The following is a 22,049-nucleotide window of genomic DNA, read 5'->3' on the forward strand; positions in this document are numbered from 1 at the left end:
CGATGAACCTTTTTTATTGCCTGCAATTTGGAGAAGGGGGGAGTTTTGGTGTTGGTCGTTGATTGGAAAGCGAGATTCCCTATCACGCTCGCTCCTCACTGTAGGGAGTGACGGGAATTGGGAAATGATGGTTTCCTCGCTTACTACATCGAAGCAGTCTTTCGTCACCCCAGAATCGAGTAGAACGAGATATCAGGGATCTCTTCTGACTTTATATTCAACACTACGCTCATTAACTTAAATAATGGGGCAACTTTAGCGAATGTCGCCCTATTAATTGAAGCCCGATCACACTTTCCTTTGTTGTTGAAAAGAATATGAAAAAAAGCGCATTTTTTATTAAAGCTTCTAATTAAGGCGCCGTTAAAGGGATTGAGAGAAATGATATGTACCAATGTAAGGTGAGAGAGACACTGGTGCATAAACAAATTGACATGTATTTGTGTGAGGTGAGAGTCACATAAGTGCATTAAAAAATGCCTAAAGGAGATCAACTATGGCGATTAATGTAAACACTAATGTGTCTGCAATGACGGCTCAGCGCTACCTGAATAGCGCGGCTGAAGGTACTCAAAAATCAATGGAGCGTTTGTCTTCTGGCTATAAAATCAATAGCGCAAAAGATGATGCTGCAGGCCTACAAATCTCTAACCGCTTAACGTCGCAAAGCCGTGGCCTAGATATGGCTGTGAAAAACGCGAATGATGGTATCTCTATTGCACAGACAGCGGAAGGTGCAATGAATGAGTCAACCAACATTCTGCAACGTATGCGTGACCTTTCTCTTCAATCTTCAAATGGTTCAAACAGCAAATCTGAACGTGTTGCGATCCAAGAAGAAGTCTCTGCTCTGAACAAAGAACTTAACCGTATTGCTGAAACAACTTCTTTTGGTGGTAACAGGCTTCTTAACGGAACTTACGGTAGTCAATCTTTCCAAATCGGTGCAGATTCTGGTGAGGCGGTAATGCTTTCTATGGGGAACATGCGCACCGATACTCAAGAAATGGGCGGTAAGAGCTACGGCGTAGAAGAAGGCAAAGATGCTTCTTGGCGTGTAGGTGCTGGTGCTGATCTAACGATTAAGTACAACGATAAATTTGGTGAAGCTCAAGAGTTGTCCATTTCTGCGAAAGAAGGCAACGATATTGAAGAGCTAGCAACTTACATCAACGGTCAAAGTGAAGACGTTAAAGCGTCTGTGGGTGAAGGCGGTAAACTGCAACTTTTCGCTTCAAGCCAAAAAGTTGAAGGTGATGTTGAGTTTGGCGGCAGCCTTGCGGGCGAACTAGGTATCGGTGCTGGTAAAGACGTTACCGTTAACGATATCGACGTAACTTCTGTTGCAGGTGCAAACGAAGCAGTATCTATCATTGATGGTGCTCTAAAATCTGTTGATAGCCAACGTGCTTCTCTAGGTGCTTTCCAAAACCGTTTTGACCATGCAATCAGCAACTTAGACAACATCAACGAAAACGTTAATGCGTCTAAGAGCCGTATCAAAGATACCGATTACGCGAAAGAAACAACAGCTATGACGAAGTCTCAAATCCTACAACAGGCGAGTACTTCTATCCTAGCTCAAGCAAAACAGTCACCATCAGCAGCTCTAAGCTTATTGGGCTAAACTTACCTCGGTAAGTAGCGGTAAACTCTACTCTGGGTAGAGTTTTACTGTTTGGCTCATAAAGGAGGGAGGGAGAGTGTTATGGAAATATCATCCAACGCATCGAACATCCAGCCTTATGGCTCACCTAATGGCATTAAAATTGCAAGCGATGAAGGTAGTAGTGCGTCGAGTCTTTCGCGACTAAAAGAAGCAACATCTTATGACAAGGTAGAGAAATCGAAAGAGGAAGCTACCGAAGCGGCGATTCAATTAGCTCAACATAGACAAGAGTTAAATGATGAAGAGCGAGTCAAAATGGTGGAGAAGGTAAACGAGTTTATCTCCTCTCTCAATAAAGGTGTGGCTTTTAAGGTCGATGAAGAATCTGGGAGAGATGTGGTTACCATTTATGAGACCACAACCGGTGATATTATTCGCCAGATCCCTGATGAAGAAATGCTTGAAATTCTAAGACGCCTAGCAGCCCAAAACTCGAATAGTCGAATATTTGAGGTGAAGGTTTAAGTCGTATTATTGAGGTGATTTAATGAGTTTTGGCCCAATGGGGATTTCGTCTGGCATGGATATCAATTCCATGGTCAGCAAAATTGTTGATTCGGAGCGTGTACCTAAACAGCAACGAATCGACAATGAACGAACGCGAATCGATACCAGCATTAGTGCCTATGGAAGACTCAGAGAATCCCTTGATTCGATGAAAAACCTGATGACAAACTTTCGTCAGGAAAAAGCTTTTGCTGTGCGAACAGTGGAAAGTACCGATGAAGCGCTTGTCTCTGCAACCGCGACTACCGAAGCGATCGCTGGCAAATATGCCATCGATGTGTTGCAGCTTGCCCAAAGCCATAAAGTGGCTTCTGATGTACTGTCAGAGGACATGAAATTTGGCCCAGGTAAGCTGCAGGTTTCGCTTGGTGATGACAGCTTTGACGTGCAAGTTGGCGACAGATCGAGACTTATCGAAGTTGTTCGTGGTATCAACGGTGCAGATAGCAACCCAGGCGTTCGTGCATCTATTATCAACGATGTCGAAGGTCCAAGACTTATTATTGCCTCGAACCAGTCTGGTTCAGATCAGCAGATCAGCATTAATGTTGAGTCAGATGCTGCCAATCCCTTAAAAAAACTCGAATACAAAACGCTTGAAGAACGTGTTAAAGCGCTAGAGAAAGCGCGCGTTGCTGCTCAAGATATTCTAGCTCTAACCCCTGCAGGAAAAGCCGTTGAACTCATCGATGAAGTGATCGCTAGCGATGACCCAAATGCGAATGAAACACTCGATAAAGATGGCAATGTCATCCCTGCATCCCAAACTGATTCTACCTCCGTTGCTGACGAAGACTCTCAAAGCCTTAGCTACGGAGAACAAGCCGCCGCCGACGGCCAAGCAGCTCTTGATGCAGCTAAAGCGGCAAAATCTGTCATGCCTGAAGACAATATCCCAGGTTGGACGGAAACTGCCTCTGGTACGCTTCTTGACTCTTACTATACACCAGAACTTGAGCTTGATGAAAAAGCAATAGAGAAGGCACCTGATGTACCGGGATGGTCAAATGCTGCCTCAGGTACGTTGACGGATTCCTACGTGACACCGAAAGAAGCCCAACAAAAGCTTGAGGCTGAGCAAGCGCGTATCGAAGAGAAGATTTCACAAGAAAAAGCGGAGTTGGCTGAGAAAGTTCAAAAAGGCGAACTCACCGCAGAGCAAGCCAAGAAAATTGAGCGTGCCAAATTAGAACCCGAAGAGCGCGAGCTCTTAGAGAAGGTCGATAAAGCGCAAGCAGATCTTGAACAAGCACAGCAATCTTTTGATACCTATAGTGGAATGACTGAAGTTCAGGCTGGCCAAGATTCTATGGTTGTCCTAGATGGTGTTGCTCAACTCTCTAGTAATAACAATGTGATTGAAGATGCCATTGAAGGTATTGATATTACGGTGAAAGGAAAAACGCCAAAAGATAAGCCGCCGGCAGAAATTGGTGTGGAGTACGACCGTAACAGTGTTCGCCAAGATATCGAATCCTTTGTGAGCTCTTATAACCAGTTCTATCAAGTGTCGAAAGACCTCGCGGGTGTTGATCCAACGACTGGTCAAAAAGGCCCGCTCTCTGGTGACAGTACAGTGCGTAACGCCGACTCCCGATTGAAAGGGGTGTTCTCATCAAGTATCGAAGGTGCGCCAGACAATCTAAAGTCTTTGACTGAATTCGGTATCACCACCACAAGACAAGGCTCGCTAGAAATCAACTACGATATGCTTGACCGTCAACTCAACAATAACTTTGATAAGTTGGGTGAGTTCTTTGGTGGCAACAACGGTTTCGCCAAAAAAGTGGAAGATGCGATTCAAGGTATCACAGGTATCACGGGTTCAATCCGTACTAGAGAAAAGAGCTTGGTCGAGCAAAACTACCGTTTGGTTGATGACCAAAGCGCGCTCGACCGCCGCATGGACAGCCTAGAGAGCCGTACCCACTCTAAGTTCACAGCCATGCAAGATGCGACCAGTAAGATGCAATCTCAGCTGGGCAGTATGATGAATGCGTTGGGCTAATAGATGAATAGCCAGCTACAAGAGCTTTGTGAACTCGATCAACTAATTATCTCTAAACTGGAATTTAGTGAAATTAATGCTGAAGAAATAACGCAGCTTGTCGATAACAGAGAACAGTTATTGCAAAACGTGCTTCAAATAATCGACTCACATCCCGACGTTAAGCAAAGTTCTGAATGGTTTGAAGCCATTACCAGAACCAGAAAATTAGTCGAATTGATGCAGTCTGAGACGAGTCGAGTAGGTAAGACCCTACATAAATACCGTCACGGCGCTAAATCAGTTCAACAATACAAAAAGTTTTTATAGAAGAGGTTTACTATGCGCGGTTCTTTACAGGCATATAAAAAGGTATCAGTGGATAGTCAGCTAACGGCTGCCTCACCGCATAAGATTGTACAAATGCTAATGGCCGGTGCTATCGAGCGTTTGATTCAAGGCAAAGCGGCAATGCAAGCAGGCAACATCCCAGTGAAAGGTGAGCGACTTGGTAAGGCTCTAGATATCATTATTAGCCTACGTAGTTGCCTATCTATGGACGATGGTGGCGATATTGCGAAAAACCTAGATCAACTTTATGAGTTCATGATCACGCAAATTTCTGCGGCAAATCACAAAAATGACCCACAGCCTATTGATGATGTTATCGATATTATTCGCGAAATTAAGAGCGCTTGGGACCAAATTCCGAACGAATATCACAACTTGACGTCCGCTGACGTAGGTATTTAAAGAAAAATTGCAGTTTTAACCAATCTCATATCCCTTAATTGGTTGGTTGCCTTATTTTTTTAATCAAATAAAATAGAAGCCATTAGATAGCCTAATGGCTTTTTTCGTTGCTGATTTCCTAAATTTGTCCACGTAGACCATAATCATTGATACTTTTCTCTGTTTTATCGATTACGTCGCTCACCGTTTTTCTGCATCGCACCAAAATAAAGGCAATAATTCCTACTTATGCAAGGTTTGGCAAAACTGCTTGTCGTCGACGATAACGCTCAAGATCGTCACAATTTAAGCACAATATTAGAGTTTGTAGGAGAGAGCTGCGAAGTAATCAGCTCTGAACAAGCACGTAAAGTTGACTGGTCACTACAGTGGGCCGGCTGCATTATTGGTACCATTAAAGGTAAAGGCTTCAACGCATTACTGAATGAGAAGCTTGTTCACGCCAATCACATCCCTTTACTGGTGATTGGCAAAAACAATCACCCGGTTGACGAGTTGACTAACTATGTTGGTGAGCTTGAACTTCCTCTTAACTTCCCGCAATTAAGTGATGCATTAAGACACTGTAAAGACTTCTTAGGCCGCAAAGGTGTTCAAGTTGTGTCTTCGGCACGCAAGAACACCCTGTTTCGCAGCCTAGTAGGACAAAGTGCTGGCATTCAAGAAGTACGTCACTTAATTGAACAAGTCTCTTCTACGGAAGCGAACGTGCTGATTCTTGGTGAATCTGGTACAGGCAAAGAAGTCGTAGCGCGTAACATTCACTATCACTCTAAACGTCGTTCAGGGCCTTTTGTTCCTGTAAACTGTGGCGCGATTCCACCTGATTTGCTTGAAAGTGAACTGTTTGGTCATGAGAAGGGCGCATTTACTGGGGCGATTACCGCACGTAAAGGCCGTTTTGAATTGGCTGAAGGTGGCACACTGTTTCTTGATGAAATTGGCGATATGCCGATGGCGATGCAAGTTAAGCTGCTACGAGTACTGCAAGAGCGATGCTTTGAGCGTGTAGGTGGCAATAGCACCATACAAGCTGATGTTAGAGTGATTGCGGCAACCCACCGCAACCTTGAAGATATGATCGACGATGATTCGTTCCGTGAAGATCTTTACTACCGCTTAAATGTATTCCCGATTGAAATGCCGGCGCTTCAAGATCGTAAAGAAGATATTCCACTGTTGCTTCAAGAGCTGATGACTCGAATGGAAGCGGAAGGCAGCATGCCTATCTGTTTCACGGCTCGTGCTATCAACTCTTTGATGGAGCATTACTGGCCAGGTAACGTTCGTGAACTAGCGAACCTGGTTGAACGAATGGTTATCTTGTATCCAAACAGCTTGGTTGATGTGAATCACCTGCCAACTAAATATCGATACAGCGATATCCCTGAGTTCCAGCCAGAGTTTAATAGCTTTGGATCTGAAGAGGAGCAAGAGCGTGATGCACTTGCTGACTTATTCTCAGAAGATTTCAGTTTTGATCAGCAAGATGATATTGCCGACAATGCTAATGCGCCTCAAGAGTTACCGCCAGAAGGGGTTAACTTGAAAGAGCTACTCGCGGATATGGAAGTGAATATGATCAATCAAGCGTTGGAAGCGCAGGGCGGCATTGTTGCTCGTGCTGCTGACATGCTTGGAATGCGTAGAACCACTCTGGTTGAAAAAATGCGTAAATATAACTTGCAGCGATAGTGTCCAGTTTTCGATGAAAACGAAAAACTAGCACACACTTTTTAGCTATTTGGTAACTCTAGCTAAGTGAACAGATAAACCATAGTCGAGTTGTTGCTTGCTTAACTATGTGATAAATATAGCAAATAGCCTGACTCGTGTTGTACGTCTCAGGCTGTTTTAGTATTTGAGGCAAATTTTTGACATGCGCGTATCTAACGAACCAGAAAATCAATCACACCTAGATTCTGTTGAACAGCAGGTTGAGCGCTATAAGCAAGTACTCGACGTGATGCCAGCTGGGGTTATCTTGTTAGATACACACGGCGAAGTGAGAGAAGCGAACCCTGAAGCGCATCGTATTCTTGGTGTTGAGTTGGTTGGCGAGAAGTGGTTTTCAGTTATTCAAAGTGCCTTTGACCCAAAAGACGATGACGGTCATGAGATCTCATTGAAGAACGGGCGAAAAGTGCGTTTGGCGATTTCAGCCTCTACCACGGGTCAGCTGATTTTGATTACCGATCTGACCGAGACCCGACTATTGCAGTCTCGCGTGAGTGATCTTCAGCGTTTGTCTTCATTAGGTAGAATGGTGGCCTCGCTTGCCCATCAAGTGCGAACGCCGCTTTCAAGTGCGATGCTGTATGCATCAAACCTTGCCGCGCCAAATCTGCCGCCGGCAACAAAAACGCGTTTTCAATCTAAGCTTATGGATAGATTGCATGACTTAGAGAAGCAAGTGAACGACATGCTGTTGTTTGCCAAAGGTGGTGACAACAAAGTCGTTAAGCCATTTACTGTGGCTGAATTGATCACTGAATTTCACCCTATGGTGGAAGCGGCATTGAAAACTAACCAGATTGATTATTGCCAAGAAGTTGAGGGCGAACAGACTCAAATGTTCGGCAACGCCAATGCTATCGCCTCAGCGTTAAGCAACCTAGTGTTGAACGCGGTTCAAATTGCGGGTAAGGAATCGCAGATCGATGTGTTTTTTAGGCCCGTAAATGGCGAGCTTAAGATATCAGTGCAAGACAGTGGCCCCGGCGTACCGAAAGAGCTTCAAGGTAAAATAATGGAACCCTTCTTTACCACTCGTTCACAAGGTACAGGTCTAGGCTTAGCGGTTGTACAAATGGTATGTCGAGCACATGAAGGCCGACTGGAATTGATATCAGAAGAAGGCGACGGCGCATGCTTTACCATGTGTCTACCGCTTGAAAGAAGTGCTTCTTCTGAAGACTAATAAGTTTTAACTGAATTTACACTGGAGAATCCTATGGCTCAAAGCAAAGTGTTAATCGTCGAAGATGATGAAGGTCTACGCGAAGCCCTTGTCGACACACTCGCGCTTGCTGGCTATGAATGGCTGGAAGCGGATTGTGCGGAAGATGCTCTGGTCAAATTAAAATCGAACTCCGTTGATATTGTCGTATCTGACGTGCAGATGGCGGGCATGGGTGGCTTGGCACTATTGAGAAACATTAAGCAGCATTGGCCAAATTTGCCGGTATTGCTAATGACAGCGTACGCCAACATCGAAGATGCCGTTGCTGCAATGAAAGAGGGCGCTATCGACTATATGGCAAAGCCATTTGCGCCAGAAGTGCTGCTCAACATGGTCAGCCGTTATGCGCCTGTAAAGTCGGATGACAACGGCGACGCTATCGTTGCTGATGAAAAAAGTATCAAGCTAATGATGCTGGCTGATAAAGTTGCGAAAACCGATGCCAACGTCATGGTGTTGGGCCCGAGTGGTTCTGGTAAAGAGGTGATGTCTCGCTACATTCACAATGCTTCTAGCCGAAAAGATGGCCCGTTTGTCGCGATTAACTGCGCGGCGATCCCAGACAACATGTTAGAAGCGACCCTGTTTGGTTATGAAAAAGGCGCATTTACTGGCGCTATTCAAGCTTGCCCGGGGAAATTCGAGCAAGCGCAGGGCGGTACAATTCTGTTGGATGAGATCAGTGAAATGGATCTTAGCCTACAAGCCAAACTACTGCGTGTTTTGCAAGAGCGCGAAGTTGAGCGATTAGGTAGTCGTAAGAGCATCAAATTGGATGTTCGTGTATTAGCGACCAGTAACCGAGACCTTAAACAGTATGTTTCTGAAGGGAATTTCCGTGAGGATTTATACTACCGCCTGAATGTATTCCCAATTTCTTGGCCTCCATTGTGCGAGCGTAAAGGCGATATTGAGCCTTTAGCCAAGCACTTAGTTGAGCGCCACTGCACCAAACTTGGTATGCCTGTACCCGTTATGTCAGCACAAGCGATCAGCAAACTCGTCAATTATCCGTGGCCGGGCAATGTTCGCGAATTAGACAATGTGGTACAGCGTGCGCTAATATTGAGCGAACAAGAGAACATCTCTGGTGAGCATATCCTTCTTGAAGGTGTCGATTGGCAAGACGCAAGCAGCCTACAACAAATCGTCGAAGGCAGTGACGTAGCTGCGCCAGAAATTAAGCCTATTGCCGAAGCAAACCCAATCAATAAAATCGCGGCTAGCAGCGAAGGGTTAGGTAATGAGCTTAGAGATCAAGAGTATGCGATCATTCTTGAAACCCTGATTGCATGTAATGGCCGACGCAAAGATATGGCTGAAAAACTGGGCATTAGCCCTCGTACACTGCGTTACAAGTTGGCTAAAATGCGCGATGCTGGAATAGATATCCCAAACTGAGGATAGATTAGTAGTGTCAGCTTTCTGACTAGTGTAATACGATATCTAGTCAATTAAATGTGTGGCACGCTAATTGCTCTGTCAATAATATAGCTAAATAGATGGTCATAATTTTGACTCCTGAGGTAGTAGATGAGAATAGATGGTTTACAAGGCGAAATGCAGGCAATGATGGTCGAAGCTGCCAGCGCGCGTCCCGCAGCAACGGGGCAAGCGGTCGGTGCAGATTTTGGCAACATGCTGACTAATGCCATCAATAATGTGAACTCATTACAAAAGACCTCAGGTGATCTTCAAGCTCGTTTTGATAGTGGCGACCAAAGCGTATCCCTATCGGACGTGATGATTGCTCGTAATAAATCTAGTGTGGCTTTTGAGGCGACGATCCAAATTAGAAATAAATTGGTCGAATCGTACAAAGAGCTGATGAATATGCCGGTATAAGTTGGGTAGTTAAATAGTGGCAGATAATAGTCAAACAACAGATTTAACCGTAAGCGATAGCAACGACCATGCACTTATTGCAGGCTCTGAGCTAGACGGAGAAGGGCAAAATCCCGATCTAGGTGAACGCAGTTCATCGAAGTTCGATATGGCTGTCGGTGATCTTGATTTACTTCGTCAGGTCGTCTTAGTCCTTTCTATCTCTATCTGTGTAGCGCTGATTGTGATGCTGTTTTTCTGGGTAAAAGAGCCAGAAATGCGTCCATTAGGGGCTTACGAAACAGAAGAATTGATCCCCGTTCTTGATTACTTAGATCTGCAAAAGATCGATTACACGCTTGAAGGCAATACCATCTCAGTACCGGCGAGTGAGTACAACTCATTAAAGCTTAATATGGTACGAGCGGGTTTGAATCAAGAGCGAAACGCGGGTGATGACATCCTCATGCAAGACATGGGTTTTGGTGTATCACAACGTTTAGAACAAGAACGCCTTAAATTAAGCCGCGAAAGACAACTTGCCAAAGCCATTGAGCAGATGAAACAGGTGCGTAAAGCTCAGGTTTTATTGGCCCTGCCGAAGCAGAGTGTTTTTGTACGTCATAATCAAGAAGCCTCTGCTTCTGTATTCCTAACTCTAAAAACAGGTACTAACCTCAAGCAGCAAGAAGTTGATTCTGTTGTGGATATGGTGGCAAGTGCCGTTCCGGGAATGAAAACCTCACGTATTACGGTGACCGATCAGCATGGCCGATTGTTGAGCTCAGGCTCTCAAGACCCTATGTCAGCGGCGCGTCGTAAAGAACACGAGTTAGAGCGCAATCAAGAACAAGCGCTGCGTGAAAAAATTGACTCCATCCTGATTCCTATTCTTGGGTTTGGTAACTACACCGCTCAGGTTGATATCCAGCTCGATTTCAGTGCTGTGGAGCAAACCAGAAAACGTTTTGATCCGAATACACCGGCGACTCGAAGTGAATACACCTTAGAAGATTACAACAATGGAAATACGGTGGCGGGTATTCCGGGTGCGTTGAGTAACCAGCCTCCAGCGGATGCCTCAATTCCACAAGATGTGGCTCAGATGAAAGACGGCGCGATGACAGGTCAAGGCTCTGTTCACAAAGAAGCGACTCGAAACTTTGAGCTAGACACCACCATCAGTCATGAACGTAAACAGAGCGGCACGGTTAATCGTCAGACGGTTTCTGTTGCGATCAAAGACCGCCAATCCTTGAACCCAGATACGGGTGAAGTGGTTCATACGCCAATCCCGGCGAGCGAAATCAATGCGATTCGCCAAGTACTGATTGGTACGGTGGGCTTTGATGAAACTCGTGGTGATTTGCTCAACGTATTAAGCATGCAGTTTGCACCTCAAGTAACAGATGTTGTTGCTGATGTGCCAATCTGGGAGCATCCAAACTTCAATGATTGGGTTCGTTGGTTTGCAAGTGCCTTGGTTATCATTGTGGTGGTGTTGGTACTTGTTCGCCCTGCAATGAAGAAACTGCTTAACCCAGCAGCAGACAACGATGAACAGATGTACGGACCTGATGGCATGCCAATTGGTGCCGACGGCGAAACCAGCTTAATTGGTGGTGATATTGAAGGTGGTGAGCTGTTTGAATTTGGTTCAAGTATCGACTTACCAAACCTTCATAAAGACGAGGACGTGCTGAAAGCAGTACGTGCACTTGTAGCGAATGAACCAGAGCTAGCAGCTCAAGTAGTTAAGAATTGGATGGTAGATGGCTAACGAAATAGTTCCACAACAAACTGAAGGCGGTGAAGTGCTTGATGTCTCTAGCGTGGATATCGGCTCTATCTCAGGCGATGAGCGCGCTGCGATCTTGTTGCTCAGTTTAAATGAAGAAGATGCTGCTGGTATTATTCGTCACCTAGAGCCAAAGCAGGTTCAGCGTGTGGGTAGTGCGATGGCGCGAGCTACAGACCTATCCCAAGAGAAAGTAGGCGCTGTGCACCGTGCTTTCTTAGATGATATTCAGAAGTACACCAACATTGGTATGGGCAGCGAAGACTTCATGCGTAATGCGTTAGTTGCTGCTCTGGGTGAAGACAAGGCGAATAACCTTGTTGACCAAATCCTTCTCGGCACAGGTTCGAAAGGTTTGGATTCGCTTAAGTGGATGGATCCTCGTCAGGTGGCGAGCATTATCATCAACGAGCACCCTCAAATTCAAACTATTGTGTTGTCGTACCTCGATGCCGATCAATCGGCTGAGATCCTGTCTCAGTTCCCAGAGCGAGTTCGTCTGGATCTGATGATGCGTATTGCCAACCTTGAAGAAGTTCAACCTTCGGCGCTTGCTGAACTGAATGAAATCATGGAGAAACAGTTCGCGGGTCAAGCGGGTGCTCAAGCTGCCAAAATTGGTGGCCTGAAAGCCGCGGCTGAGATCATGAACTACATGGATAACAACGTGGAAGGCGTCTTGATGGATCAAATCCGTGACCAAGACGAAGACATGGCAACACAGATTCAAGATCTGATGTTTGTCTTTGAAAACCTTATTGAAGTTGATGACCAAGGTGTTCAACGACTACTACGTGATGTTCCACAAGATATTCTACAGAAAGCACTTAAAGGTGCAGATGAAGGTCTACGTGAGAAGATCTTCAAGAACATGTCTAAACGTGCTGCCGATATGATGAGAGACGATATTGAGGCGATGCCGCCAGTCAAAGTCTCTGATGTTGAAGCGGCTCAGAAAGAGATTTTGGGTATCGCGAGGAAGATGGCAGACAGTGGCGAAATTATGCTGTCTGGTGGCGCCGACGAGTTCCTTTAATACAGAAATCTCAAAAGCCCCACACTGTTGGGGCTTTTCTTTATCCAATCTCGAATCACAGATTAACTCAGTTTAACTGCTTGAATTCACAATACAGTTAAGCCACTCATAGATAGGTACTGATATGTCAGGTGATAGAAAACGCGGCTTCCTTCGCCCTGAAGAAGATAATACGGTTGCCCAACCTCAGAAATGGGGGCTGCCTGACTACACCTCTGACGTGAGCAAACAAGCCAAAGAAACCGCTTTTAACTACGACCCTAGTTGGATGCCAACGGTTGAAGAAGCCATTGAAGATGAAGAGCTGGTTCTGACTGAAGAGCAAATCGAGCTGATTAAACAAGGCGCTTATCAGGAAGGGCTGCATCAAGGCCAAGAGGCGGGCTTTAAGCAAGGCTATGAAAAAGGCAAAGAAGAAGGTTTTGCTGCCGGTCACGAAGAAGGCAACGAAGCCGGCAAGCTTGAAGGCGTAACCGCGGGTCAAGAGTACATTCAACAGCAGGTGGCCGTCTTCATGGGGCTGGCAAACCAGTTCGCTCAACCATTAGAGTTGATGAACGCTCAGGTGGAGAAGCAATTGGTCGACATGGTGCTTACCATGGTCAAAGAAGTGGTTCATGTTGAAGTGCAAACCAACCCACAAATCATATTAGATACCGTTAAAGAATCGGTAGAGTCGTTGCCGATTTCTGGTCACGCAATCACATTGAAACTCAATCCGGAAGATGTGGCGATCATTCGCTCTGCGTATGGCGAGACTGAATTGGACTGCCGTAATTGGACGCTGGTCGCAGAGCCAGCACTCAACCGTGGTGATGTACAAATTGAAGCGGGTGAGTCGAGCGTTAACTACCGCATGGAAGATCGTGTAAAGAACGTTATTCAAAATTTCTGCGGCGCAAATCGTCACCAAGGTCATGAGTAATGCTTGAGTTAGCGAATCGTCTCAGTCAGTACAAAGTCGAGGGGCTAAAATCGCGACCAATTGCCTCTGGTAAATTAGTACGCGTTGTTGGCTTAACGCTTGAAGCGACCGGCTGTAAAGCGCCAATCGGCAGTTTGTGTTTAGTCGAAACCATGTCTGGTCAGATGGAAGCCGAAGTCGTCGGTTTCTCTGGCGATAACCTATTTTTGATGCCGAGTGAGCAAATCACCGGGATCTTACCTGGCGCTCGCGTCACGCCAATGACTACCGAAAGTGGTATCCCTGTTGGAATGGAACTGCTCGGTCGAGTGATCGACGGCGTAGGTAATCCACTCGACGGTTTAGGTCCAATCTATACAGAGCAACGCGCTTCATTTAATGCGGAGCCAATCAACCCGTTAGCTCGTAAACCGATTTCTGAACCACTCGATGTCGGCTTGAAAGCCATTAATGGTTTGCTAACCGTGGGTAAAGGGCAACGTATCGGTCTGTTTGCTGGCTCTGGTGTCGGTAAATCCGTAACTCTGGGCATGATGACTCGAGGCACAACTGCGCAAGTAGTGGTCGTAGGCCTAATCGGTGAGCGTGGACGAGAAGTTAAAGAATTTATTGAAGAGATTCTTGGTGAAGATGGCCGTAAGCGTTCGGTTGTTGTTGCCGCTCCTGCCGACTCATCACCATTGATGCGCTTAAAAGGCTGTCAAACCGCGTTGGCTGTCGCCGAGTACTTCCGCGACCAAGGCTTAGATGTTCTGCTACTCATGGATTCATTGACCCGTTTTGCTCAAGCTCAGCGTGAAATTGCTCTGTCTGTGGGTGAGCCGCCAGCAACCAAGGGCTATCCGCCATCAGTCTTCGCTAAGCTTCCTGCGCTGGTGGAACGAGCAGGTAACGGCAATGATGAACAAGGTTCTATCACGGCTTTCTTTACCGTGTTAACCGAAGGCGATGACTTACAAGATCCGATTGCGGATGCGTCGCGAGCAATTCTCGATGGTCACGTTGTGTTATCTCGTGAGATGGCCGATGCCGGTCACTACCCAGCGATTGACGTTGAGAAATCCGTCAGTCGTGTTATGCCGCAAATCACCACTGAAGAACATGTCTTGATGTCGAAAGCGGTAAGGCAAGTGCTGTCTATCTGCCGTAAAAACCAAGATTTGGTGTCGATTGGTGCTTACAAGCCAGGAACGGATCCAGCAATCGATAGTGCCTTCACGTTGAAACCAAAACTGGATGAGTACTTGCAGCAGAAGATGAAAGAGACCGTCCCATACGACATGTGCGTCAACATGTTGAAACATGTATTGGGTGGCTAACGGGTGAATAAGGTTAGTCATGGATAACGCATTAGAATTTTTGCTCGATCAAGCCAAAGATCAAGAGAACCAAGCGGTACTTGCGCTCAACAAAGCGAACTCTGAGCTGCAAGGCTACTATGAGCAGGTTGCGCAGATTGAAAAGTATCGACTGGATTACTGTCAGCAGCTCGTTGACCGCGGCAAGGTAGGCTTAACGGCGAGCCAATATGGTCACTTGAACCGCTTCTTAACTCAGTTGGATGAAACATTATCCAAACAGAGAGAAGCCGAGCACCACTTTAAAAATCAAGTCGACAACTGCCAAAGCTACTGGATGGAGTTACGCAAAAAACGTAAATCCTACGAGTGGTTGATGGAGAAAAAGCAGAAAGAGAAAGCAAAGCTGCAAGATCGAAGAGAACAAAAGCAAATGGATGAGTTTTCGACTCTGTTATACAGCCGAAAGAAGATGTGATCCTAAGCCACGAATGACGTCAGTGCTGTTCTCTATATTGTGAAAACCGAACTTATAGGCATGTTTCTTGCTCCGTTTTATATAAAATTGCGCGTTATGCCCACCAAAGGCATGAAAAGCATCCGACTTTCTTTTTGTTGCCTGATTCATGGCAGCAAAGCTAGTAGATAGAGCTTGTATATATGAATGTTAGTCTTTCCTCAAATTCAGCGACCAACAAAATGTCATCGTTGTTGGACACCGGTTCTGCCTCTTCCAAGGTAGAAGAAACCGGCGACTCTAAAGGTTTCTTTGAGTCCTTTAAAGAAGCGCTCGGCTTTGAAGAAAGTGACAGTAAAGTCGCAGCAAAAGACACAGAAAGCACTGCGAAACCTGATACTAAACAGACATCTACCGAAGGTGAAGCGTCAGCCGAAGCGAACAAAGGTGATTCCGCTGAATCAAAGGCTACTGACGAAGTGAGCGAAGCGCAAAGCAAGCAAGCAGCTTCAGAAGTAGAAGGCGAGAAAGCTGCTGATAAAACATCAGCAGAGGCTGCGTCTGGATCTGAGGCTCAGCTCAAAGCCAATTCGGGCACTGATAGCACTGTCGCTGATAAGACTGTTGCAGATAAGGCAGATGGTAAAGATGCGCAGGATACGACTAACGAATCTAAAGAACATATTGCTCAATCCCAAACTCAGGGTCCATCAGCGGTAGATGGTGCTACGCAGGCATCGCAAGCCAATGCAGCGATGAGCGAAGGCAATAAATTGCTTGGTCAATTGGATGAGGCAAACAAAACCCTAAATCAAGCGCCAAACGGCAAAGGCTTGCCTCAGCAAGGTCAGGTAGAACAAGCCCAAGGTAATATCACCGGTGCTTCTGTTGCAGGAGTTTCCGTTACGGATAAGGCGACACAACAAGCTAAGGCTGCAAATCAGGAGAAGAGCCTTGAAGTCGATTCTGAAATCGCTGTACTTACCGGAGGTAAGGGTGTTTCTCAGCTAACTGATACTGAAATTCGACAGTTGATGGATAAAGGCGTCACTCCAGAACAAATTGAAGCCAGTATGAGCCGAGAGCTGAGCCAAAAGAATGCAGCTAGTGCGGTTGCTGCCGAGCAGAGCCAAGCATTGTCAGCCGTGGATATTGAACTGGCAAAGCAAGTAGATGCCCATACCAAAGCGCTAAACCAATTGAATGGACAAATCGAATCAGAGCAGTCTGTTGTCGATAGCTTGCTTGATAAGCAACAAAGTGGCGCTAAGTTGACGGTTGATGAGCAAGCCGCTTTGGCTAAAGCGACCTCTAACCTAGACCTGTTGAATCAACAGCTCGCTAACGTTCAACAACAAGTAACAGCTTTGCTAAGTCAAGCTCCGGCTGCGAACAGTGCGTCTGGTGAACCCACTGCTATCGATTGGGATAATACGGATTCAAGCGAAACTAAAGCCTTAGCTGCGGCAGCATCAACAGCAGCTGTAGCGACGGCTACACAACAAGTGTCAGCGCAGGCCGCTTCTCAATCAGCAAACAATGCTCTTACGGACAAGGCGGCAATGCTGCACGCCAATAATGCACATGCAGCCCAACAGGCCGCAGCTCAACAAGCTAATGTGGCTTCACCTCAGCAGCAAGCAACGTTGGATCCAGCTTTAACCGCGCAAGGAATGGCGATGAATGCAACGCCAGCTGCCACAAAAGCAGGCTCGACTGATACGCTTCTTAAAGCGGGCGCCGGTGCAGCAGCACTGTCTGGTTTGGGTAAAGCGGGTGCTAAAGAAGATTCTAAAGATTCGACCTTTGCTCAGCAGATCGCTTCTGCGGCTGGTGCACAAGGTACGGCAACGGTGGGTTCAGCACCTACGCGAGCTGAAATTCAAGCTGCTCAACAAGCGCCCTTACAGCTCACCAAAGAGCTAGCCAATGAGCAAGTGGCTGAAAAAGTACAAATGATGATGTCTAAGAACCTTAAGAACTTGGACATTCGTCTCGACCCACCAGAATTGGGCCAAATGAAAATCCGCATGACCATGAATAATGACGTGGCAAGCGTGCACTTTACGGTGAGTAATCAGCAAGCGAGAGATGTGATTGAACAAACCTTACCTCGCTTGAGAGAGATGCTTGCTCAGCAAGGTCTGCAGCTTGCCGATTCGTCTGTTCAACAACAGAACTCCGGTCAGGGACAAGATAGATACAACAATGGTGAGCAACAATCCGGCGCTAACCGCACAAATGATACACAAGGTGATGAAAACCTTGATAGTGGCAGCAATCTTGAATTGAATGTCGCATCAAAGCGTGATGGAATTAGTTATTATGCCTAATATCAGGCTAAGAACGCTTGGTTAATAGAAAAAAACAGTTAATAAAAAGAACCATCAGTTAATCGCAAGAACAGGAAGTTAGAGTAAGATATGGCCGAAGAACAAGATGCACCTAAAGGGAAGAGCAAGCTCCTTATAATTATTATTGCCGTAGTTGTGTTACTGCTTGGTATAGGTGGTGCGCTGTACTTTTTCTTAGGTTCTGACGATAGCGCCTCTGAATCTCAGTCTCAGCCAGCAACGGCTGTGGTCGCTGCAGAGCCGGTTATGTATGTTAATATTCCTCAGCCCTTCTTGTTTAATGTGACAGGTGACAAAAAAGATCGCCTAGTTCAGATAAAAGCACAGCTCATGGTACGTGGCAGTAAGAATGAAGACCTGGCTCGTTACCACTCTCCACTTGTAGAAAGTACGCTACTGGCCACGTTCGCTTCGGCAACGGTTGATCAATTGCGCTCACCAACAGGCCGCGTGGAACTGCGTAATAAGGCAACAGAAGATATTAAAGCAAGCCTGGCTCAAGCTGTTGGCCAGCCTGTGATTGAAAAAGTGTTATTCACTGACTTCGTAATTCAATAGGTAATTTGTGACCGATTTATTAAGCCAAGACGAAATTGATGCGCTGTTACATGGCGTTGATGATGTTGAAGAAGTTGAAGATGTCTTAGAAACCGAAAATGACAATGCGGTCAATTTCGACTTCTCATCTCAAGATCGAATCGTCCGTGGTCGAATGCCGACCCTTGAACTTATTAACGAGCGCTTCGCACGTCATATGCGTATCAGCTTGTTTAATATGTTACGTAAAACGGCTGAAGTGTCGATCAACGGCGTACAGATGATGAAGTTTGGTGAGTACCAAAACACATTGTATGTACCCACCAGTTTAAACATGGTTCGTTTCCGTCCATTGAAAGGTACGGCACTCATCACCATGGAAGCTCGTCTGGTTTTCATTCTCGTAGAGAACTTTTTTGGCGGTGATGGTCGTTTCCACGCCAAGATTGAAGGTCGTGAATTCACGCCTACTGAAAGACGAATCATTCAGTTACTGCTGAAAATTGTTTTTGAAGATTACAAAGAAGCTTGGTCGCCAGTGATGGGGGTTGAGTTTGAATACTTGGATTCCGAAGTGAACCCAAGTATGGCGAACATTGTGAGCCCAACCGAAGTGATTGTTGTGAGTTCGTTCCACATTGAAGTGGATGGCGGTGGTGGTGACTTCCACGTTGTCATGCCTTACTCCATGGTTGAGCCGATCCGTGAACTGCTTGATGCGGGTGTTCAATCAGACAAGATGGAAACCGATGTTCGTTGGAGTACCGCACTGCGTGATGAGATCATGGATGTGCCCGTCAATTTCCGCGTGAATTTGCTAGAGCAAGATATTTCCCTTCGTGATCTGATGGAGCTGCGCCCTGGTGATGTTATCCCAATGAACATGCCTGAGCACGCAACCATGTTTGTCGAAGAACTGCCGACTTATCGTGTGAAAATGGGCCGTTCTGGTGAGCAGCTTGCAGTACAGATTTCGGAAAAAATTCAAAGACCACATGTGGTTAAAACTGATCTCGCTTTTCTAGGTAAAGACTTATTGTCTGAGCTCGAAAACAGTGATGATGACGAATAGTAAAATAGATAAAAGTATAGGAATTGGTAATGGAACCTAGTGAAGATCAAAAGCTAGCAGACGAATGGGCTGCAGCACTTGGTGAAGATCCTTTAGCGCCGTCAATTGATGTTGATGATGTGCTTGCGGCACCACTTGATGAGCTAACCGATTCATCATCTCCGATTTCTGAAGATGAGCGTCGTAAGCTGGATACCATTATGGATATTCCAGTGACTATTTCGATGGAAGTTGGTCGCTCTCAGATCAGTATTCGTAACTTACTCCAATTGAACCAAGGTTCGGTTGTTGAGCTAGATAGAATTGCTGGTGAGTCACTGGATGTGATGGTAAACGGTACCTTGATTGCTCATGGTGAAGTGGTTGTGGTGAACGACAAGTTTGGTATTCGTTTGACTGACGTTATTAGCCAAACAGAACGAATTAAGAAGCTGCGTTAATGAGCTTTTTGTCTCAAAGACTTGCGGGCTCTTTTCTCGGAATGACAGGTTTGTTACGAGGAATCTTGGGAGTAGGGCTATTAACGGCTCCTTCCATTGCCTTTGCAGCAACACCGCCTTCTCTCGATTTAGCGACCACCTTTGGGTCGCTAATTTTCGTTATAGCCTTCATTTTATTTATTGCTTGGCTACTCAAGCGAATGCAAGTACCTGCGATGTCGAATCAACAAGGTTTGGCGATTGTTAGGCAAATCCCTGTTGGTACTAAAGAGCGTATCGCTATTGTGCAAGCGGGTGATGAACAGTTCTTGGTAGGGATTACCACACAATCGATTCAGCTGATCTCTAAGCTCGATAAACCTCTTACTCAGGAGATGCTGGAAAAAAGTACATTTTCAAGTCAGCTTTCCCAGCTAATAAAAAAAGATGCAAACAAGTAACGGACTTTTGAACTCCTCTTACTTTCACCAAGCCGGAGCTTTCCGAGCGGTGAAAGTGTGGTTGGTTCAGCTTATTCTCCTATGCTCAATCGTATTCAGTGTGTCGGTATTTGCACAAGCTGAAGACGGCACCGTCATTCCTGCGAATACCGCTGGCTCGGAATCGGTCACTATCAGCACGATGGAACAAGACCAAGCCAAATCGACAACCATGACCACGGGCAGCTTGACTGGCAATGGTGGCGGCATACCTGCCTTTACCATGACAACCAATGCCAATGGCGGTGAAGACTACTCGATTAACCTGCAAATTCTCGCGTTAATGACCATGCTTGGCTTCTTGCCGGCGATGGTGATTTTGATGACATCGTTCACTCGTATTGTGGTTGTGATGTCTATCTTGCGTCAGGCGATGGGTCTACAACAAACACCGTCTAACCAAGTCATTATTGGTATCGCGATATTCTTGACCTTCTTCATCATGTCGCCAGTGATTAATCAAGTTAACGAACAAGCAGTTCAGCCTTATCTTAATGAACAGATATCGGCACGACAGGCATTTGATGTTGCCCAAAAACCGATTAAATCCTTCATGCTCAAGCAGACTCGAATCAAAGATCTTGAAACCTTTGTTGAGATTTCTGGCGCGGAAGTGACTAACCCTGAAGATGTTTCGATGGCGGTTCTGATTCCAGCATTTATCACATCGGAATTAAAAACGGCTTTCCAAATCGGATTTATGCTGTTCTTGCCTTTCCTAATCATCGACTTGGTGGTGGCATCGGTATTGATGGCTATGGGTATGATGATGTTGTCACCGATGATTGTATCGCTGCCGTTTAAGTTGATGCTGTTTGTTCTTGTTGATGGCTGGAACTTGATACTCTCCACACTCGCCGGCAGTTTTGCCTTGTAGCTGGGGGAATAATGAATCCTGAAATATTCGTAGAGTTGTTCCGAGATGCCCTTTGGATGGTATTAATCATGGTTTGCGCCATCATTATTCCTAGCCTGCTGATCGGTTTGGTTGTGGCTGTTTTCCAAGCTGCGACCTCAATCAACGAACAAACCCTGAGTTTCCTGCCGCGTTTGATCGTAACTTTGTTGGCGTTGATGCTATTCGCACACTGGATGACCCAGATGATGATGGAGTTCTTTTTTGAGCTCATCGAACGCTTGCCGCAAGTTCTGTATTAAACCGATATGGAATACCCAACGAGCCTTGTACTAGAGTGGTTAGCCAATTATTTTTGGCCATACACTCGCATCTCAGCGATGCTGATGGTGATGACGGTAACAGGGGCACGCTTCGTGTCGCCGCGTATTCGTCTGTATTTAGGCTTGGCGATCACTTTTGCGGTGATGCCTGCGATTCCGGCCGTTCCCAAAGAGATTGAACTTCTGTCCTTTCAAGGCTTCCTGACTGTCTTTGAACAGATCGTGATTGGCGTGGCCATGGGCTTTGTTACCCAGTTCATGATTCAAACCTTCGTCATGCTCGGCCAGATCTTGGGTATGCAATCGAGCTTGGGTTTTGCCTCAATGGTCGACCCGGCTAACGGGCAAAACACGCCGGTACTTGGTCAGCTGTTCATGCTGCTAGCGACCATGTTTTTTTTGGCGACCGATGGTCACTTGAAAATGCTGCAGCTGGTGGTGTTTAGTTTTAAGACCTTGCCGATTGGCAGTGGCTCTCTAACCTCTGTGGATTTTCGAGAGCTCGCGTTGTGGCTCGGCATCATGTTCAAAACGGCATTAGCGATGTCATTGTCGGGGATTATTGCGCTGCTAACGATTAACCTTTCTTTTGGTGTAATGACGCGTGCGGCACCTCAATTAAACATCTTTTCTTTGGGTTTTGCATTTGCGCTACTCGTGGGTCTGTTACTTTGTTGGTACATCCTTGGCGGCTTGTATAGTCACTATGAGCTATTCTGGATGCAGGGCGAACAACAGATATGTCGTCTAATCCGGTTAGATTGCTAGGAGA

General features: G+C 46.0%; 22 protein-coding genes. All 22 read left to right on the forward strand.

Annotated features, from left to right (window positions below; translation table 11 throughout):
* The first annotated feature begins 496 nt into the window (after positions 1 to 496).
* The 22 genes from AB4133_RS09885 to fliR all read left to right on the forward strand — a co-directional run bounded on the left by AB4133_RS09885 (position 497) and on the right by fliR (position 22,045).
* The gene (locus AB4133_RS09885) at positions 497 to 1,627 is read left to right on the forward strand and encodes a flagellin (protein WP_372118522.1); all 1,131 of its coding nucleotides are present in this window, start codon (positions 497 to 499) and stop codon (positions 1,625 to 1,627) included.
* Positions 1,628 to 1,708: 81 nt separating this feature from the next.
* Positions 1,709 to 2,134, forward strand: coding sequence for a flagellar protein FlaG (gene flaG / locus AB4133_RS09890; protein WP_017066380.1), 426 nt, complete (start codon positions 1,709 to 1,711; stop codon positions 2,132 to 2,134).
* 22 nt (positions 2,135 to 2,156) lie between these two features.
* A complete protein-coding gene (fliD, locus tag AB4133_RS09895) occupies positions 2,157 to 4,184 on the forward strand; it encodes a flagellar filament capping protein FliD (RefSeq protein WP_372224321.1) in 2,028 nt (675 codons plus the stop codon).
* 3 nt (positions 4,185 to 4,187) lie between these two features.
* Positions 4,188 to 4,493 carry a flagellar protein FliT gene (locus AB4133_RS09900; RefSeq protein WP_017060688.1) on the forward strand — a complete coding sequence of 102 codons (306 nt, stop codon included), beginning with the start codon at positions 4,188 to 4,190 and terminating at the stop codon, positions 4,491 to 4,493.
* A gap of 12 nt (positions 4,494 to 4,505) precedes the next feature.
* Complete coding sequence (fliS, locus tag AB4133_RS09905; RefSeq protein WP_004736194.1) at positions 4,506 to 4,916, forward strand: flagellar export chaperone FliS; 411 nt, start codon at positions 4,506 to 4,508, stop codon at positions 4,914 to 4,916.
* Positions 4,917 to 5,144: 228 nt separating this feature from the next.
* Positions 5,145 to 6,611, forward strand: a complete 1,467-nt coding sequence (locus AB4133_RS09910; protein WP_372224323.1) for a sigma-54 dependent transcriptional regulator — start codon at positions 5,145 to 5,147, stop codon at positions 6,609 to 6,611.
* A 184-nt stretch (positions 6,612 to 6,795) separates the two neighbouring features.
* Positions 6,796 to 7,836 (forward strand): PAS domain-containing sensor histidine kinase, encoded by a 1,041-nt coding sequence (locus AB4133_RS09915; protein ID WP_017060686.1) that lies wholly within the window; start codon positions 6,796 to 6,798, stop codon positions 7,834 to 7,836.
* 33 nt (positions 7,837 to 7,869) lie between these two features.
* Positions 7,870 to 9,279: a sigma-54 dependent transcriptional regulator gene (locus AB4133_RS09920; protein ID WP_017060685.1), complete on the forward strand. Its 1,410-nt coding sequence runs from the start codon at positions 7,870 to 7,872 to the stop codon at positions 9,277 to 9,279.
* Between the two features lie 132 nt (positions 9,280 to 9,411).
* Positions 9,412 to 9,723: a flagellar hook-basal body complex protein FliE gene (fliE, locus tag AB4133_RS09925; RefSeq protein WP_017060684.1), complete on the forward strand. Its 312-nt coding sequence runs from the start codon at positions 9,412 to 9,414 to the stop codon at positions 9,721 to 9,723.
* Between the two features lie 16 nt (positions 9,724 to 9,739).
* On the forward strand, positions 9,740 to 11,482 hold the full coding sequence (gene fliF / locus AB4133_RS09930; RefSeq protein ID WP_017060683.1) for a flagellar basal-body MS-ring/collar protein FliF: 1,743 nt from the start codon (positions 9,740 to 9,742) through the stop codon (positions 11,480 to 11,482).
* Positions 11,475 to 12,536, forward strand: coding sequence for a flagellar motor switch protein FliG (gene fliG / locus AB4133_RS09935; protein ID WP_017060682.1), 1,062 nt, complete (start codon positions 11,475 to 11,477; stop codon positions 12,534 to 12,536). The genes fliF and fliG overlap by 8 nt, the downstream gene beginning before the upstream one ends.
* A gap of 124 nt (positions 12,537 to 12,660) precedes the next feature.
* Entirely contained in the window at positions 12,661 to 13,461 is an 801-nt protein-coding gene (gene fliH / locus AB4133_RS09940) for a flagellar assembly protein FliH (RefSeq protein ID WP_017060681.1), read from the forward strand.
* Positions 13,461 to 14,780 carry a flagellar protein export ATPase FliI gene (gene fliI / locus AB4133_RS09945; protein ID WP_017060680.1) on the forward strand — a complete coding sequence of 440 codons (1,320 nt, stop codon included), beginning with the start codon at positions 13,461 to 13,463 and terminating at the stop codon, positions 14,778 to 14,780. The genes fliH and fliI overlap by 1 nt, the downstream gene beginning before the upstream one ends.
* Positions 14,781 to 14,799: 19 nt before the next feature.
* A complete protein-coding gene (fliJ, locus tag AB4133_RS09950) occupies positions 14,800 to 15,237 on the forward strand; it encodes a flagellar export protein FliJ (protein ID WP_372224325.1) in 438 nt (145 codons plus the stop codon).
* 182 nt (positions 15,238 to 15,419) lie between these two features.
* Complete coding sequence (locus tag AB4133_RS09955; protein ID WP_372224327.1) at positions 15,420 to 17,549, forward strand: flagellar hook-length control protein FliK; 2,130 nt, start codon at positions 15,420 to 15,422, stop codon at positions 17,547 to 17,549.
* Positions 17,550 to 17,639: 90 nt separating this feature from the next.
* A complete protein-coding gene (fliL, locus tag AB4133_RS09960) occupies positions 17,640 to 18,128 on the forward strand; it encodes a flagellar basal body-associated protein FliL (RefSeq protein WP_017060677.1) in 489 nt (162 codons plus the stop codon).
* A gap of 7 nt (positions 18,129 to 18,135) precedes the next feature.
* The gene (gene fliM, locus AB4133_RS09965; protein ID WP_372224329.1) at positions 18,136 to 19,179 is read left to right on the forward strand and encodes a flagellar motor switch protein FliM; all 1,044 of its coding nucleotides are present in this window, start codon (positions 18,136 to 18,138) and stop codon (positions 19,177 to 19,179) included.
* A 29-nt stretch (positions 19,180 to 19,208) separates the two neighbouring features.
* Positions 19,209 to 19,619: a flagellar motor switch protein FliN gene (gene fliN / locus AB4133_RS09970; RefSeq protein ID WP_004736208.1), complete on the forward strand. Its 411-nt coding sequence runs from the start codon at positions 19,209 to 19,211 to the stop codon at positions 19,617 to 19,619.
* Positions 19,619 to 20,059: a flagellar biosynthetic protein FliO gene (gene fliO / locus AB4133_RS09975; protein ID WP_017060675.1), complete on the forward strand. Its 441-nt coding sequence runs from the start codon at positions 19,619 to 19,621 to the stop codon at positions 20,057 to 20,059. Before fliN ends, fliO begins: the two co-directional genes overlap by 1 nt.
* A complete protein-coding gene (gene fliP / locus AB4133_RS09980) occupies positions 20,046 to 20,975 on the forward strand; it encodes a flagellar type III secretion system pore protein FliP (RefSeq protein ID WP_017064117.1) in 930 nt (309 codons plus the stop codon). Before fliO ends, fliP begins: the two co-directional genes overlap by 14 nt.
* A gap of 11 nt (positions 20,976 to 20,986) precedes the next feature.
* Complete coding sequence (gene fliQ / locus AB4133_RS09985) at positions 20,987 to 21,256, forward strand: flagellar biosynthesis protein FliQ (protein WP_029235191.1); 270 nt, start codon at positions 20,987 to 20,989, stop codon at positions 21,254 to 21,256.
* Positions 21,257 to 21,262: 6 nt separating this feature from the next.
* Positions 21,263 to 22,045, forward strand: a complete 783-nt coding sequence (gene fliR, locus AB4133_RS09990) for a flagellar biosynthetic protein FliR (RefSeq protein ID WP_017060672.1) — start codon at positions 21,263 to 21,265, stop codon at positions 22,043 to 22,045.
* Positions 22,046 to 22,049: the final 4 nt, after the last annotated feature.

This window comes from Vibrio sp. 10N.286.52.F8 (assembly GCF_041468745.1).
Lineage (GTDB): Bacteria > Pseudomonadota > Gammaproteobacteria > Enterobacterales > Vibrionaceae > Vibrio > Vibrio crassostreae_C.

Coding starts and splice junctions, on each gene's coding strand:
- AB4133_RS09885 (WP_372118522.1), top strand. CDS start 497: ATGGCGATTAATGTAAACACTAATGTGTCTGCAATGACGGCTCAGCGC.
- flaG (WP_017066380.1), top strand. CDS start 1,709: ATGGAAATATCATCCAACGCATCGAACATCCAGCCTTATGGCTCACCT.
- fliD (WP_372224321.1), top strand. CDS start 2,157: ATGAGTTTTGGCCCAATGGGGATTTCGTCTGGCATGGATATCAATTCC.
- AB4133_RS09900 (WP_017060688.1), top strand. CDS start 4,188: ATGAATAGCCAGCTACAAGAGCTTTGTGAACTCGATCAACTAATTATC.
- fliS (WP_004736194.1), top strand. CDS start 4,506: ATGCGCGGTTCTTTACAGGCATATAAAAAGGTATCAGTGGATAGTCAG.
- AB4133_RS09910 (WP_372224323.1), top strand. CDS start 5,145: ATGCAAGGTTTGGCAAAACTGCTTGTCGTCGACGATAACGCTCAAGAT.
- AB4133_RS09915 (WP_017060686.1), top strand. CDS start 6,796: ATGCGCGTATCTAACGAACCAGAAAATCAATCACACCTAGATTCTGTT.
- AB4133_RS09920 (WP_017060685.1), top strand. CDS start 7,870: ATGGCTCAAAGCAAAGTGTTAATCGTCGAAGATGATGAAGGTCTACGC.
- fliE (WP_017060684.1), top strand. CDS start 9,412: ATGAGAATAGATGGTTTACAAGGCGAAATGCAGGCAATGATGGTCGAA.
- fliG (WP_017060682.1), top strand. CDS start 11,475: ATGGCTAACGAAATAGTTCCACAACAAACTGAAGGCGGTGAAGTGCTT.
- fliH (WP_017060681.1), top strand. CDS start 12,661: ATGTCAGGTGATAGAAAACGCGGCTTCCTTCGCCCTGAAGAAGATAAT.
- fliI (WP_017060680.1), top strand. CDS start 13,461: ATGCTTGAGTTAGCGAATCGTCTCAGTCAGTACAAAGTCGAGGGGCTA.
- fliJ (WP_372224325.1), top strand. CDS start 14,800: ATGGATAACGCATTAGAATTTTTGCTCGATCAAGCCAAAGATCAAGAG.
- AB4133_RS09955 (WP_372224327.1), top strand. CDS start 15,420: ATGAATGTTAGTCTTTCCTCAAATTCAGCGACCAACAAAATGTCATCG.
- fliL (WP_017060677.1), top strand. CDS start 17,640: ATGGCCGAAGAACAAGATGCACCTAAAGGGAAGAGCAAGCTCCTTATA.
- fliN (WP_004736208.1), top strand. CDS start 19,209: ATGGAACCTAGTGAAGATCAAAAGCTAGCAGACGAATGGGCTGCAGCA.
- fliO (WP_017060675.1), top strand. CDS start 19,619: ATGAGCTTTTTGTCTCAAAGACTTGCGGGCTCTTTTCTCGGAATGACA.
- fliP (WP_017064117.1), top strand. CDS start 20,046: ATGCAAACAAGTAACGGACTTTTGAACTCCTCTTACTTTCACCAAGCC.
- fliQ (WP_029235191.1), top strand. CDS start 20,987: ATGAATCCTGAAATATTCGTAGAGTTGTTCCGAGATGCCCTTTGGATG.
- fliR (WP_017060672.1), top strand. CDS start 21,263: ATGGAATACCCAACGAGCCTTGTACTAGAGTGGTTAGCCAATTATTTT.